Below are 13,824 nucleotides of genomic sequence, written 5' to 3'. Positions count from 1 at the left end.
GGAGCTGTAAGCCTTGAAAAAGTTCGCATTTGCGGCAGTGATATCCGTGTTGCTCTCGGCTCTCACCCTGGCGGCCTTCGAAGGCGTCTATTCCCTCTACAAATGGCGTAAACCTCATCGCAGCGTGGTTTACCAACTCAGTGCCCTGGTCGGGTTCTCCAAGCCTCGCAGCAATGAATCCGCCTATGCACCCTATTTTTCCAATCCACAGGAGCTGGCCGATCTCCTTCCGCTCATCAATGAGACGGATATCGGCATCGGACACACGCCATTTCCCCGCAATGAGGATGCGGCCATCAAGACAAAGGACAATGGCTGCCCGACCTTGAAGCCCAATCTGCGCACGACCACGTTTTTCCTGCATGCATCGGCTTTTGGTCCGTACGCGTTCCCCACAGCTTTCTACAAGGTGGATGAGAAGCTCGATCCACGGGTGGAAGAATTCTTCCGTCGTTACGGCGGGCCGCATATTGCAATATCGACGAACAGCCAGGGAGAGCGCGTCACAGTACCCGACGTGGCGGCGGATCGCGTTGTCCTCGTAGCCGGCGATTCGGTCGCCTTTGGCGCGATGATCGATGATGAAGTGACGATCGCTTCGCAAATGCAGGCACGCGACGGCACGCGCCGCTATGTCAATCTTGGCGTCCCCGGCAATTCAGCCGAGGAAAACCACTGCCGCCTCGAAGCCGCCACACAGCGTTACAAGGGGCGGATCGACGAGCTCATCTATGTCTATTGTGAAAACGATCTTCAACCGGAGGATCCCTATGGATCGCCACCGGAAGTCATAGAGGCCCTCAAGAGCATCGTGGCGCGCGAGAAGATCGGCAAAGTCACTGTGGTCTTTGCACCTTCCATCTACATGGTGGTGCCAGAGATGACCCGCGTCGAGGACTCCGAGTGGACCCCCAGCCAGAGACGGGAAAAGCAAAGGGCCGAACTAAAGGAATTGGTCGAGGCCGCGGGGTTTCGATGGGCTGACGCGGGCGTGCTGGCGCGATCCGAAGAACAAGCGGCGAAGAGCGTTTGGGCGACCCTGGCCTATTTCACAGATACCGTGCACTTGTCGGCATATGGTACCCGGAAATTGGTGGACCAGCTGATGGGCCCCGACTGACGCACTTCATAGCGGTTCGAAGTCGGAGGGATTTACCGTCCACCTTCGGCACTAGGCCGCCCGAACATCGACCATCAATCTATCGAGAGATGGAGCACGCGCTATCACGTCCAATGCGTCGTGACGTACATGATTGTGGCGCATTTCGGTCTCGATTTCCTGGCGTGAGATCTGGCCCGTCTCTACGCATTCCTTGAGCAGGGCAAAGAAGAACGCCTCCTGACGAGGGTCTGGATGCTTCTTGTATTTGCCCCAGAGCCTGATGCCGTTCTCGGGCAAAAACTTCGAGACCAAGGGAATGCGGCTGGTAAAGTCGATCGGCAGGCCGGTCTTCCATGGCTGGGTGAGCCGCTTGGTGTTATGGAGCAGCCTGGTCTTGTGCGATAGCCGATCGAAATCGTTCCATTCATTCTCGAGGAAGCCGACCGAGCCTTTCGGTTCCCTGGCGAGGATGACCCAGTCCTCGTAATCGAGCTTGCCGGCGAAGAGATCCTCGAATTGCTTGCGGACATTCCAATGGGTTAGCTTGGCGCAGTCGAGCAGCATGACGCTCGACGCGATATAGTCGTTGCGGCCATTGTGGCCGCCGCGCGGCCGAGCCATCACGGCCTTGCCCTCCATGTCGCGCTCGAACAGGCCGTTGATGTCGCCCGCCGCGAACACGTCCGGATCGATCACGATGGCGCGGCCCTGGTAGCCCATGAGCTCGGGCGGCATGAAACGCACCGGGGTGAAGGACTGCAGGTCGTCATTGCGCCAGGTGCGCCAGCCGCCGGAGCGCAGGAACTTCCGGCCCTCGAACTCGTCGAAGAAAGGAAAATCTTCCCGGCGGGTGATGCGCACATCGAAAGCATCGGGCTTCGCCGAATTGCGCTTGAGCGAATGGCGGCCGACAACGGCGCCGACCATCTGCTTGTCGTTGGTGTGGATGAATACGGTAGGTTTCATGGCTTGCGGGTTTCCTATGCGCCTCGGGTTATAGCCGACAGGACGGGGCCAGGCGAGCCCGCTCTTGGCGTATGGGAGGGGTTAGAGCTCGCCCCTTTCATATATAGGAGGTTTGGTGTAGGCATCCTGCGCTTGAGCGACAAACATCATGGATTACCGAATGTTGAACTTTTCCGCAGCAGAAACGAGGTATGAGCCCTATCCGCTGGTGGTCCTGCGGCCGGCGCTTGACGCCAAGGACTATAACGAGCTCTGCGACAACTTTCCCGATATTTCCCTGTTTGGCCCCATTCGCGGCTATGACTACAAGCTCAGCCTTTCGGAAAAATTCGCGCCCGACAACTATCACAAATTCATCCGTGAGAATAAGCCCTGGAACAGGTTTCACGGCTGGCTGAAGAGCGACGACTTCATCAAGGCGACGGTCGAGTTCCTCAAGCAGAAATACATCGACCTCGATATCGACAAGTGCTTCGAGACGACGTCCCAGCGGGTCCGCCGCATGGTGAGCGGCGGCAAGATCATGAGAGCGCCCAAGCTTCGCAGCCGCTTCGAGTTCTCCGTGCTCAAAGCCGATGGCGGCGAGGTCGCGCCGCACACCGACACGCCGAAGAAAATCATCACCCTGGTTCAGACCATGATCAAGGACGGGGAGTGGGATCCGGCGATCGGCGGCGGCCTCGATGTCAACCGGGCAACCGACGCGAAATACGCTTTCAACTGGAAGAACAATGCGGTGCCCTGGGACAAGATCGAAGTCATCGACACCATTCCCTTCGTTCCAAATCAGTGCACCGTATTCGTCAAGACATTCAACTCGCTTCACTCGGTGCGCAGGATGACACAGGAGGGTTCAAAAGCCCTGCGCAAGACGGTGACGATCGTGATCGAACGGGATGACTAAAAGCGCTGGATGGCGAGTTTGGTGTAACGCTGCGGGCTAGAGGTAAGGAACCCCAGTTGCCTCGTGGACTGCAGGCTCGGTGGTAAATATCGTGCCGAGCCGGCGCGAAAGATGCCGCAGAATCGCCTGGTCGGTTTCGGCATGGGCGCTGACGGGCCCGCGCTCGTCGACCAGGGGATTGCGCGCGTAATCATGCGTGATCTCGAAGCTGAAGCCGGCCAGGATGAAGCGCGAGTAGCCGCCCGCGACAATCCCCAGGGCCAAGGTCGCCAGGCCCGTCGAGGGCTGCTTCTTCCGCATGAGGCCGATCAATTCGGGATCGTGCTCGCACAGCGTCTCGAAGGTGCGCCTGAAAAACTCCGGTGACGGCGCCGCGAACTCCCCGAACTCGTAGCCGATCCGACGCAGCTTCCAGCGAACGTACTGGGGGTTCACGCGGTAGTTCCTGAGGTACTTCAAAGCGCGATCGACCATCGGCCCGCGCGGACGCGGACGCGGATAGATCACGAGCCGACCGGTTTGAAGTCCGCGTAGAGCCTCGACCGCAAGATCATTGGCCGGCTTTCGGCCCGAGGTCACGATGGCGGACACGACCGTGAACCGCGGGATCGGCAGCCCATGGCGCCGGGCAGACCTGCCGGAGGCGTTGGCACAGGCAACCTCATCGTAGGCGGCACTCCCGGGAAGTATCGGTTCCGGCTTCGAACCAAGTACGAGCAAAGTCGTCATGCTATCCTTCCCAAGCTCGCCCGCGGAAACCCGAATTTCCGGTTGACTACGGCAGGGTTTGTACGGATACCATGACGCATCTATATGCGATTGCGCAACCGGACAACAGGCCAAACAGCTCATAAAATACAAGTGCATAGTCTCCATTAGGTTCGGTGGCGCATCGAGGCCGCCTTGACGGGGTGAAGGACTTCAGGCGCATCGCTACCCGTTACGGACAGGCTGCCGCGAACTACCCGGCCTCTGTCTGTCTCGCCGCACTGTATGGTGGATTTTATGAGTCTGGACTCTAGTCGTTTGCGCCTCGTTGAAGCCGAGGGAAAACATTACATGCGAGATTGCCCATGAAAGCACCGATCGCCGTTGTCTTCGCGAATTTGAAGGGCAATCTCGGGGACTTTGCAATTCTGCATGCCATGCTCTTAGAAGTGAGAAGAAGGTTTCCTGAAAATCCAGTGCACGTCTTCTCTCACGGCTTTCGTGACGTCGACAAGGAAAGGCTTATGGCCTTGAGAGCGTCAAATGCCCCGGAGTTCGAGCATCTCGGCTCGACTTATTCCCGCAATGTTAGCCCGAAGCTAAGGCGGCTCATCAGCAAATTAGGCATATGGCCGCTTGCTCAACCTCTCTTCATTCGATCACTCGCGGCGCGCTCGGCCGCGAATGCGGCGCGCTTTCGTGAGTACGAGGCGATTTTCCTCTGTGGCGGAGATATGTGGTGCGGCGTTGACGTCGGCATATCGATGTTCGCGACATTGACCGCGATACACGAGCATAATGATCAAATCTATGCATATCCCTTTTCGATCAATCCAAAAATATTCGGATATAGTTCGAAACGCAATCTCCAACGATATCTTGGAAAGATTCGCAAACCATTGGTAACGCGCGATGAAATATCAAAGTCGGTTCTCGATAAGATCGGCGTAGCTTCGATTTCAGGCGCAGATTGCGTATTCTCCCTACAGAGCCTTGCTAGTGATGTTGAGCCAGCAGTTGGAAGGGATCGAACGAGAGTCCTCATAGTTTGCACCGGCAAGGAAAAAAAACTGGAGGCCGACTTGCGATCTGCTTTGCAGCGGCTCAACTCTTTAGCCGGCAGACTGGCGCTTCTGACGACATCCACGCCTGAAGACGGGAAAATTTATGAAGCTCTTTCGAATGAGTTTGGAATCCCTTTTTACGCCCCGAAGAGCTGGCAAGAAACCGTCGCCGAAATAAAAGCAAGTTCGCTCGTCGTGACCAACAGGCTGCACGGTCTCATCCTGAGTTCTTTGGCGGGGACAGCGGTCTTGCCGGTGACTAACCGCAAAAAGGTCGAAGCGTTCGTGATCGATACTCAAGTGCCTTATAGCGCGGCTGACATCAATAAGTTGAGTACAGCGCTTGTGGAGGAGTGCCTCATGAACCGGGACCCGATTCTTGAGAGGATGACGCGCTACCGGGACGGCGCCTGCGAAATGGCTCGCGGTCCAGTGTTATAGGCCACCGGCAGGCCCACCCGGACGCGGTTGTGTCCGCACCGGTCCGAAGTGAGGTTTCATTTTTGCAAAAGGCGGTGGACGGATTTCATCGCAGACGCGTCCCCCAAAGAACTCCGAGAATCTGGACCTTCGCAAGGGAGCGCGGGACATTCGGGGGCAGGGAAGGCTCTCGCGCCTCGGATTTCGCCCTTCGTGACGACTTGAGGCGCGACCATGCGGGTGCTGCGGGAACGGCGCAAAGAACAGGTTGCAGGCGGTCGGAGAGTCATGGTAGGTCGCGCAGATGGTCGAGACGCGCAATTTAAGTCAGTACATCGAGATCCACGCGGCCGGCAAGCGGTACCACGACGGCAGGATCAGCAATCACAAGCTGTTGGCACCCTGGGTGTTTTTACGCCGCCCTAGGTCGATTCTCGATTATGGGTCTGGCAAGAACCGCATGGTCGAACGCTTCATTGCTCCGGGCGCATCGATCAGGCACCGCTTCGATCCTGCCGTGCCGGAGATCGCGACGATACCTTTGCCGCGCTACGATCTGATCCTCAATACAGATGTCTTGGAGCATCTGGACGAGGACGAGATCGGCACGGTTCTCGCCGACATCCATTCCCACTGCAAGGACGCCCTGTTCTTGGTCGACACGCGCCAGGCCAAGACGATCCTGCCAAACGGCGAGAATGCCCATGCCACGGTGCGCCCCGCCGAGTGGTGGCTGGGGCGAATAGGTGAGCTTTTTCCCGACGCCGAGCTGATCACCGTGTCAAGCGGCAAGGCCTATATCAGGACGTGGAAGGCGAGCAGCCTTTCGAAAGCTGTCGCGCCGGTGCTCGGCATGGGGTTGCGAGCGGCGTACTCGCCAAAATAAACTTGCCGAACCGAAGCGCTGCCAAGCCTTCGAGCGAATAGTCAACCGGTACATCGATAAGGCCAAGGAGGCGGAGTCTTTCAGCGTATCGGCGCAAGCTTGCTGGCTCTCATGACGTGGCCCATGAGAGTCAGATTCCCATGCCGCGGCCCGGCTCTCCGTTTGCGTTGTCGATTTTATGTGAGCGCCATCGTCAATCGGAAAGCCAGTGCTTCCAGATAGGACATTTGGCGTCGATAGCGATCGTCATAGCGGATCATGACGTTGCCCATGAGCTTGTCGCTCCCGCGCAGCTGATGGGGCGCACTCGATAGTGGCTCGCCGCTCGCTATCTTGGCGGCAATTGGCGTGAGATCGAGAGATAGGAACGTGCCAAGCTTGGCGAGAGACTCTGCCGGGTTTTCACATAGGAGCTTGTAGTCGAGGGACATTGCACGAGGACCGAGTTCGGCTTCGAGGTCCCTCAGCCGACTTACATGTTGTCGCCAGCGTCGGGTGGCTTTGACGGTCCTGTCCAATCGCCGCCAACCAGCATATTGCAGCCCTAGGTTCCGATGACGAAGCCGGGCGTTGACAATAGCCTGCCCGTCCTTGAGGACGTGGACCAACCGAAGGTTCAGACGCGGATTTCGGCTTAGTTGCTCGGCCCGATCGGGATCGTGAGCGACGTCGGCTATGATGTCCCGGCCTGATTCCTCCGCGATAATGCGATAGAGATGCGGCACCTTCTCGTCGCGGGGCAGTCCGACGAACGGCGCATACCGGTCCTGCACAGCCCGCCAAAAGCTGCATGCTGTCGAGTCGGATTTGCATGAGCAGAGCTTGCCTTCATTTATTTGCCGGCCATACGGGAATTCCTTGAGTTCACCGGTGGGGAACACCCGGGGATGCTGACCGAGCACCACACTGGAGACATTGGCGGCACCGTGAGGGGATGCTGCGAACAAGACTACGAGGGGGGCCCCGGCATGGGCGATGTGGCCGCCCGACTCCGCCTCGCGCCCTTCAATGACGGTCTTCATTCCATGTCTCCGCTCCAGGTAAGCGTCAGGTTAAGCATGGGGTAAGCGAAACTGCAAGCATCAAATAAGCACGTAAAATCAAGTCTTTAGAGCGATATCGCGAAGCGGATCGAACCAGTGGAAACTGGCTGCGACGACCTCCAATCAGGGGTCGATCGTTCGAATCCATCCGGGTTCACCACCCGATCGTTCTATCGATGATCTCTGTCGAACTGAACGATCTTGTTGGCAGCTGGGCTCTTTGCCGGGCTCAGATCCGATCTCGTGACCTTTGCTACAGTTCCATGCTCGACTTTGTAGAGATGAGTCGCGATATGCGCCCAGGCAGGGCGGTGAGTGATGGCGACCACGGTATATTTGCCGCGCAGTGAAAGTATGTTGTTGCAGATGGACTCCTCTGTCTTGGGATCGAGTGCGCTGGTCACTTCGTCCAGGATGAGAAGCTTCGGCTTCGTCACGAGTGCCCGTGCCAAAGCGATGCGTTGACGCTCGCCGCCGGAAAGCTTCTGGCCCATCGATCCGACTTCCGTGTCGAGGCCCTTCGGCATCGCCATGACGAAGTCGCGGGCGCCGGCCTGGTCGAGTGCGGAGAGAATCAAATCATCGCTTATCGCTGGATTGCCCAGCGTGAGATTTTGCCTCACGGTCGAATGCAGCAGGCTCAATTCCTGCGGCACATAGCCGATCGAACGTCGCCACTGCCTGATGTCGATGTCATCGAGCAAAACGCCATCGAGCGTAATTGACCCGCTGTCGGGCGTGTGCAGCCCGATGAGCAGATCGACGATCGTGGTCTTTCCGGCGCCCGAAGGCCCTTGCAGCACGGTGATCGAGCCTGCCTCGATGCTCAAGTCAACGTCTTTGACGACGGTCGTGGTCCCATGCGAGAAGCGAATCTTGTCAAAGCGACACTCCTTCTCCAAGGTCGGCGTGAGCGTGCCGGTGTGGGTCTCATGCTGGGCGGCGGCCTTGGCAATGAACTGCTCGGTGCGGACATACGCAGCCTCGTTTTCCGCGGCCTGCTGAAGGAGCTTTTGCAGCTTACTGACGATCGAGACGACTTGGAAGAAGATCACGCCGAAGACCACGAGCTCCGATAGCGTGAGCTTTCCGATCGTGGTCGCCAGATAGACGCCGATCCCGAGGGCCACCGTCATCAGCAGCTCGCTGCCTTGAGTAAGGCCCTGACGGGCGACCTCGCGCGTGATCAAAGCCTTTCGCAGACGCCTGAGCAATGCGTCTAGCTGTGCGACGAGCGTGTCGTAGCGCTCCATCGACTTCAGCGGCTTGATGTTGCTGATGACATCGGTCGTGAATGTCGTGATATTGGCGGTGCGGTCGGTTCGCTTGTATCCCGCACGCTTTGATATGGTGAGGATCCAGTTCAACGCGCCGGTGATGCCGACGCCGACGACAAGGCCAAAGAGTGCGACCTTCCAATTGACCAGGAGGGCGACAAGCAAGTAGATGATCGCCTGTATGGTGTAGGTCACGATCTGGGCGGCAAGCAAATATGCGTTGCCGCAGGCGGTCGCATCGGCGCTCATGGTATTCGCCAGGCGCCCGGTCTGCATTTGCGTGTAGAAGCTCCAGCGCGCGTCAAAGACGGCATGAAGCAGCTGCTTCCTGATGGCCGTGATAACGCGCGCCACTGCGATCCCGGCATAGGACAAGGCTGCGAAGGACAAGAGCGTCTTGAGCGCGAAGAAGGTGCCGACCACCAGGATCAGGTTGGCGAGCGTCGGCGCCAGGCCGATCCGCGCCAGGAAGTCATGGATCAGAGTTACGGCGAACGATTGCGGCTGCGCGGAATCGCCATTGGCCAATACTTGGATGGTCGGCAGGAGCGCCGTTACGCTCATGGCCTCTGCGACGCCGGAAAGGAGAAAGCACATCAGGACCAACCAGGGATTTGCATCCCTGGCGGAGAGGAAGATGCGGAACACTTGCTTCATTGCGTGGGGTTCTCGTGGAGCCGGCGACCGGCTCGGGGATTGTGTGTTATGGAGGTGAACACCGCAAGCTGTGGGGTTTCCCAACTATAGTTGGCGAGCGCTGTAGACTGGTGCTTGTGTACCATTGCCTATATCCGCCTGTCGATAGCGACGCTCGCAGGCAGTTCACCGGGGTGCCGCGGTGGTGCCGGCGATTCCGAGTGTCTTGAGGAACTGCCACGTATTGGCCGCAACGAGCAGGTGATGTCCTTCGGTTGTCATTGTCGTCAATCCAGCTCGAACTGATCTTCATAGGAGCGCTTGAGGCTCGGATCCTGCTCTTCCTTGCGCAGATAGCAGTTGCCGACCGCCAGGACTTCGATGTCGGTGCCCATAAAGCAGCGGAACGCGTCCTCGGGCGTGCAGACTAAGGGCTCGCCCCGCACATTGAAGCTCGTATTCACCAGGACAGGGCAGCCGGTGCGCTCCTTGAAGGCGCTGATCAGCGCATGGTAGCGCGGGTTGGTGTCGGCGCTGACCGTCTGGATGCGCGCCGAATAATCGACATGGGTCACGGCCGGGATGTCGGAGCGCGGTATGTTGAGCTTGTCTATGCCGAAGAGCTTCTGCTCTTCTTCGCTCATCGTCTTGCGGCGGTCCTGCACGACATCGGCGACCATCAGCATATAGGGGCTGTCGGTGTCGAGCTCGAACCACTCGGCGACATGCTCGCGCAGCACCGAAGGCGCGAAGGGTCGGAAGGATTCGCGGAACTTGACCTTGAGATTGAGCACCGACTGCATCTTGGGCGAGCGGGGATCGCCCAGGATCGACCGGTTGCCGAGTGCCCGCGGTCCGAATTCCATGCGCCCCTGATGCCAGCCGACCGCCTTACCATCGGCCAGCGCATCGGCGGAGCGTGAAAGCAATGTGACATCGTCGACGACCTCGAATTTGGCGCCCGCCTGGCTAAGCCTCGCCTCGATGTCGGCCTGGTCGTAGCTGGGGCCTAGATAGGCGCCCGCCATGGCATCGCCCGATGCCGGCACCTTGCGCGCGCCACCGCACAGGCCGTGATAGGCCGTGAGCGCGGCGCCGACCGCGCCGCCCGCGTCTCCGGCTGCCGGCTGGACCCAGATATTGGCGAAAGTTTTGTCGCGCAGGACCTTGCCGTTCGCCACGCAGTTGAGCGCCACCCCGCCGGCAAGGCAAAGATTGGCCAAGCCGGTCTCCTTGGCGAGCGAGCGGGTAAGGGTGAGCACGGCCTCTTCGAGCACGAGTTGGATCGAGGCGGCGATGTCCATCTCGCGCTGGGTCAAGAGCTGATCGGCCCGGCGCGGCGGACCACCGAAGAGCTCGTCGAACCGGCTGTTGGTCATGGTGAGGCCCGTGCAATAGTCGAAATAGTCGAGATTGAGACGGAAGGAGCCGTCGGGTTTCAGGTCGATGAGATTGTCGCGAATGATTTTCGCATAGCGCGGCTCGCCATAGGGGGCGAGGCCCATGAGCTTGTACTCGCCCGAATTCACCTTGAAGCCGGTGAAATAGGTGAAGGCGGAATAGAGGAGCCCTAGCGAATGAGGGAAGTGTATCTCGCGTTCGACAGTGAGCTCAGCGCCGCGGCCGATGGCGACGGAGGTCGTCGCCCATTCACCGACACCGTCCATCGTCAGCACCACGGCCTCCTCGAAGGGGGAGGGATAGAAGGCGCTCGCCGCGTGGCTCAGATGGTGCTCGGCGAAGAGGAGCTTCTCCGGCGCCTTCCACTTCTCATCGATCTTGCGCAGCTCCTTGCCGAGCAGGCTCTTCTGGAACAGCTTCTCCTTGAGCCAGATCGGCATCGCCATGCGGAACGAAGCGAAGCCCCTGGGCGCGAAGGCCATATAGGTCTCGAGCAGCCGCTCGAATTTGAGGAACGGTTTGTCATAGAAGACGATATGATCGATCTCATCGAGGCTGCGGCCGGCGGCCTTCAGGCAATAGGAAATGGCCTGCAAAGGGAAGTTTGAATCGTGCTTCTTGCGGGTGAAGCGTTCTTCCTGTGCCGCTGCGATGATTCGCCCGTCAGCGACGATCGCCGCAGCGCTGTCGTGGTAGAAGGCGGAGAGGCCCAGAACATGCAAGGATGCTCTCCGTCAGAAGATCGTATAGATGAAGGGCGCCACCGCGCTGCCCTTGGCGAGGATCAGGAGACCGCCGAACAGCGTCAGCAGCATCAACAGGGGCAGCAGCCAGTACTTCTTTCGCGCCCTGGCAAAGGCGAAGAGTTCCATGAGGAATGACATTGAGACCGTCCTGTTCAAAATTGATTGCGGATCGTTTCGGGTGCGGGCCCGGGCGGCGTGCGCCGGTGCCAGTAGCTCCTGGCTTCCTTGTCGAAGCCGAGCGACAGGAGCTTGCCGCCGAACAGGCGGACGATGGCCGCGACCGGCGTGATGATGACGAAAAACATCAAGCCCAGCACGAGCGGGTTGACGATCTTGTGCAGCAGCATGCCGAAGCGGAACCACAGCCGGTTGAGGGGCGCGAGGAGCGAAGGCCACAAGAAGGCGAGGCCGCCAAAGACCAAGGTGCCCGCCAGCGCCCACAGGCGAATGTCGCCGCCATGGGTAAGCGGAAACAAACCGATCAGGGCAAAGACCACGGCAAAGACTATGCCGAACGACCGATCCGATCCGGCGCGGGCATCGTCTTCGGTTGGAATTCGCTCATGCGAGGCGGACATCGGCTTCAGGCTCTCAAGCGGCGAAGAGAGGGCGCTCGGCCAGCGTCGGCGTGCGGGCGACGACGTCGAGGGCATCGTGCCGGACGTGGTTCTTCGTCATCTGGTCCTTGATCATGTCCTTCGTGACGATGCCTTTTTCCACGCATTCCTTGAGAAGCGCGAAGAACAGCCGCTCCTGGTTGGAATCAGGATGCTTCTTGTACTGGCCGAGGAAGCCATATTCGCCGAAGAGCGAGCGGCGCAGGCGGTGCCAGAGGTTCTCAGGCGCTAAGGAGCCGGCCTTCTCGGGCGGACGATAGTCGACGGGGAGGCCGGTCTTCCAGGGCTGCGTCTTGCGGTGGGTATTGTGGATGAGCCGGGTATCCGGCGCCAGGCGATCGAAGTCGTTCCATGTCGGTTCGAGGACGCCGATCGTGCTTTCGGCCTCGAGCTTGAGCGCGATCCAGTCGGCATAGTCGCGCTTGAAGGCGAACATCTCGGCGAAATTCTTCTCCATCTGCCAGTGCTTGAGCTTGGCATTGTCGAGCAGCATCACGCTCGAGGCGAAATCGCTGTCCTTGGAGCCGCCCTTGCGCTTGCGCGCCATGACCGCCTTGCCGCCCATGTCGCGCTCGAGGAGCGGAATGACGTCGGAGACGCAGAACACGTCCGGATCGACGACGACGGAACGGCCCTCATAGTTCATGAGCTCGGGCGGCGCGAAGCGCAGCACGGTGAAGGACTGCAGGTCCTCGTTCAGCCATTCGCGATGGAGGCCATCGCGCAGATACTTCTTGCCTTCATAGTCCTTGAAGAAGGTGAAATCGCGCGTGTCGATCAGCTTGACGTCGAAGGCGCCCTGCTTCGAGGCGAAGCGCTCGAAGGAATATTTCGAAACGAGCGCGCCGATGATCTGCTTCTCGTTGGTGTGGATGAAAATGCAAGGCTTCATGCTTGTGGTCCCCTTTGGTGGCGACATTGCCCAATCTGTCCCTGTCGGGCAAGCCCGGTTCGAGGGCGGGCTGCTGCATCATATTACCCGGGGGTCGGTCCCGGTTCCATTGTATCCGAAGGCCGGCGACAGCGTCGTTGCGACAAGCCGTTCGATCTCGGCATTCTGGTCGTCGGTAAAGTAGTCACGGTAGCCGCCGACCTTGGCGCGCCGTACCTTGTAGCTTTCGGGGTTGGCGGCATCGCCGGGTTTCATGCGGTTGCCGGTGCGTTTGTAGAAAGTTCCCGCCTCGAGTGCCCGCATGTTCTCGATCGATGCGAACTCGACCGATTGCGCGATTTCCTCTGGTTTCGGGGCCTCGCCGATGAAGCGCAGGATCCGGCCGAAGGTTCCGGCCGTGTCCTGGCGCAGCGTTTCATAGCGGACGACCATGATGTCCTTCACGCTATCGAGCTCCGACGCCCACAGGTTCATGAAGCGGACCACCTTGGGGATGCCGGACGTGTCATCGCGCAGGAACGCGAATGGCGAGAGCTCGCCATTCGCGTCCGGATAGGCGTTGATGAACTTCTTGCGGCCCCGCATGCGATGCTTCCACTGAAAGAACTGCGAGACGGCGGTATCGGCCGGATGACGGACGAGAAGGACGACCCGGCTGTTGGCATAGGGTTCTTTGGACCTGTGCGTGCCGGTGAAGTCTTCCAGATAGTTGTCATGTGTGAAGAAGACACGCGGTATTGCCCGGTTCAGCACATGCATATTGTCATGTGCCAGCAGCCGGTTGGACTTGACCTTGTAATGGAGCTGAAAATAGCGTGACAGCAGGACGCGAAGCCAGGTGCGGCCGCTCTTGCCGAAGGATACGATGACGACATCGGATTGCCGGAGCATCCGGCTTTCTTCCTGGCCGCGCAGATAGCGCTCGAGCTTGAGGCTTTTTTCACGGGGCAGGGCGGGCGTGCTCGCCATAACGAGGGCCCGTCGAAGCACCACACGAACTTTATGGCCGATTGACATTAGTCGATCAGAATCCGTCAATGTTGAGAGAGGTGCGGGCTTATAGCCCGGCAAATCCGGACTGGCAAACGGGACCGGGACGCGTACATTCCATGAACAATGAACGGCGATGCTGGCGACCGACGGGCGCTCCAGCTCGGCAGTC

General features: G+C 59.2%; 13 protein-coding genes. 4 read left to right on the top strand and 9 right to left on the bottom strand.

Annotated features, from left to right (window positions below):
- Nucleotides 1-13 precede the first annotated feature (13 nt).
- Nucleotides 14-1,120 carry an SGNH/GDSL hydrolase family protein gene (locus DS839_RS09715; RefSeq protein ID WP_162918417.1) on the top strand — a complete coding sequence of 369 codons (1,107 nt, stop codon included), beginning with the start codon at nt 14-16 and terminating at the stop codon, nt 1,118-1,120.
- 51 nt (nt 1,121-1,171) lie between these two features.
- Here DS839_RS09715 and DS839_RS09710 read toward each other — a convergent pair whose 3' ends face one another.
- Nucleotides 1,172-2,068 (bottom strand): hypothetical protein, encoded by an 897-nt coding sequence (locus DS839_RS09710; RefSeq protein ID WP_119270113.1) that lies wholly within the window; start codon nt 2,066-2,068, stop codon nt 1,172-1,174.
- 160 nt (nt 2,069-2,228) lie between these two features.
- On the opposite strand from DS839_RS09710, the gene DS839_RS09705 reads away from it, so the two are divergent.
- Nucleotides 2,229-2,972, top strand: a complete 744-nt coding sequence (locus DS839_RS09705) for a hypothetical protein (RefSeq protein ID WP_119270112.1) — start codon at nt 2,229-2,231, stop codon at nt 2,970-2,972.
- A 36-nt stretch (nt 2,973-3,008) separates the two neighbouring features.
- Here the strand turns inward: DS839_RS09705 and DS839_RS09700 are convergent, their stop codons facing one another.
- Complete coding sequence (locus DS839_RS09700; RefSeq protein WP_119270111.1) at nt 3,009-3,701, bottom strand: hypothetical protein; 693 nt, start codon at nt 3,699-3,701, stop codon at nt 3,009-3,011.
- A 344-nt stretch (nt 3,702-4,045) separates the two neighbouring features.
- Between DS839_RS09700 and DS839_RS09695 the strand changes: the two genes are divergently transcribed.
- Nucleotides 4,046-5,185: a polysaccharide pyruvyl transferase family protein gene (locus DS839_RS09695; RefSeq protein WP_119270110.1), complete on the top strand. Its 1,140-nt coding sequence runs from the start codon at nt 4,046-4,048 to the stop codon at nt 5,183-5,185.
- A 283-nt stretch (nt 5,186-5,468) separates the two neighbouring features.
- A complete protein-coding gene (locus tag DS839_RS09690; RefSeq protein ID WP_119270109.1) occupies nt 5,469-6,050 on the top strand; it encodes a class I SAM-dependent methyltransferase in 582 nt (193 codons plus the stop codon).
- Nucleotides 6,051-6,226: 176 nt separating this feature from the next.
- Here DS839_RS09690 and DS839_RS09685 read toward each other — a convergent pair whose 3' ends face one another.
- From DS839_RS09685 to DS839_RS09660, 7 genes are all read right to left on the bottom strand, one after another.
- On the bottom strand, nt 6,227-7,072 hold the full coding sequence (locus DS839_RS09685) for a hypothetical protein (RefSeq protein WP_119270108.1): 846 nt from the start codon (nt 7,070-7,072) through the stop codon (nt 6,227-6,229).
- A 191-nt stretch (nt 7,073-7,263) separates the two neighbouring features.
- On the bottom strand, nt 7,264-9,027 hold the full coding sequence (locus tag DS839_RS09680; protein WP_119270107.1) for an ABC transporter ATP-binding protein: 1,764 nt from the start codon (nt 9,025-9,027) through the stop codon (nt 7,264-7,266).
- A gap of 266 nt (nt 9,028-9,293) precedes the next feature.
- Nucleotides 9,294-11,129: a carbamoyltransferase family protein gene (locus DS839_RS09675; RefSeq protein ID WP_119270106.1), complete on the bottom strand. Its 1,836-nt coding sequence runs from the start codon at nt 11,127-11,129 to the stop codon at nt 9,294-9,296.
- 12 nt (nt 11,130-11,141) lie between these two features.
- Complete coding sequence (locus DS839_RS36380; RefSeq protein ID WP_162918416.1) at nt 11,142-11,291, bottom strand: DUF5989 family protein; 150 nt, start codon at nt 11,289-11,291, stop codon at nt 11,142-11,144.
- A gap of 14 nt (nt 11,292-11,305) precedes the next feature.
- On the bottom strand, nt 11,306-11,731 hold the full coding sequence (locus DS839_RS09670) for an SxtJ family membrane protein (RefSeq protein ID WP_119270105.1): 426 nt from the start codon (nt 11,729-11,731) through the stop codon (nt 11,306-11,308).
- Nucleotides 11,732-11,744: 13 nt separating this feature from the next.
- Nucleotides 11,745-12,662, bottom strand: coding sequence for a glycosyltransferase family protein (locus tag DS839_RS09665; RefSeq protein WP_119270104.1), 918 nt, complete (start codon nt 12,660-12,662; stop codon nt 11,745-11,747).
- A gap of 78 nt (nt 12,663-12,740) precedes the next feature.
- A complete protein-coding gene (locus tag DS839_RS09660; protein ID WP_162918415.1) occupies nt 12,741-13,631 on the bottom strand; it encodes a sulfotransferase domain-containing protein in 891 nt (296 codons plus the stop codon).
- Nucleotides 13,632-13,824 lie beyond the last annotated feature (193 nt).

The sequence above is a fragment of the Taklimakanibacter deserti genome (assembly GCA_003574785.1).
This window is presented reverse-complemented; position numbering and strand designations above follow the sequence as displayed.

Bases quoted from the DNA above. Each gene is read 5' to 3' on its own strand.
- DS839_RS09685 (WP_119270108.1), bottom strand. From the start codon at position 7,072: ATGAAGACCGTCATTGAAGGGCGCGAGGCGGAGTCGGGCGGCCACATC.
- DS839_RS09660 (WP_162918415.1), bottom strand. From the start codon at position 13,631: ATGGCGAGCACGCCCGCCCTGCCCCGTGAAAAAAGCCTCAAGCTCGAG.
- DS839_RS09695 (WP_119270110.1), top strand. From the start codon at position 4,046: ATGAAAGCACCGATCGCCGTTGTCTTCGCGAATTTGAAGGGCAATCTC.
- DS839_RS09680 (WP_119270107.1), bottom strand. From the start codon at position 9,027: ATGAAGCAAGTGTTCCGCATCTTCCTCTCCGCCAGGGATGCAAATCCC.
- DS839_RS09710 (WP_119270113.1), bottom strand. From the start codon at position 2,068: ATGAAACCTACCGTATTCATCCACACCAACGACAAGCAGATGGTCGGC.
- DS839_RS09665 (WP_119270104.1), bottom strand. From the start codon at position 12,662: ATGAAGCCTTGCATTTTCATCCACACCAACGAGAAGCAGATCATCGGC.
- DS839_RS09670 (WP_119270105.1), bottom strand. From the start codon at position 11,731: ATGTCCGCCTCGCATGAGCGAATTCCAACCGAAGACGATGCCCGCGCC.
- DS839_RS09705 (WP_119270112.1), top strand. From the start codon at position 2,229: ATGTTGAACTTTTCCGCAGCAGAAACGAGGTATGAGCCCTATCCGCTG.
- DS839_RS36380 (WP_162918416.1), bottom strand. From the start codon at position 11,291: ATGTCATTCCTCATGGAACTCTTCGCCTTTGCCAGGGCGCGAAAGAAG.
- DS839_RS09700 (WP_119270111.1), bottom strand. From the start codon at position 3,701: ATGACGACTTTGCTCGTACTTGGTTCGAAGCCGGAACCGATACTTCCC.
- DS839_RS09690 (WP_119270109.1), top strand. From the start codon at position 5,469: ATGGTCGAGACGCGCAATTTAAGTCAGTACATCGAGATCCACGCGGCC.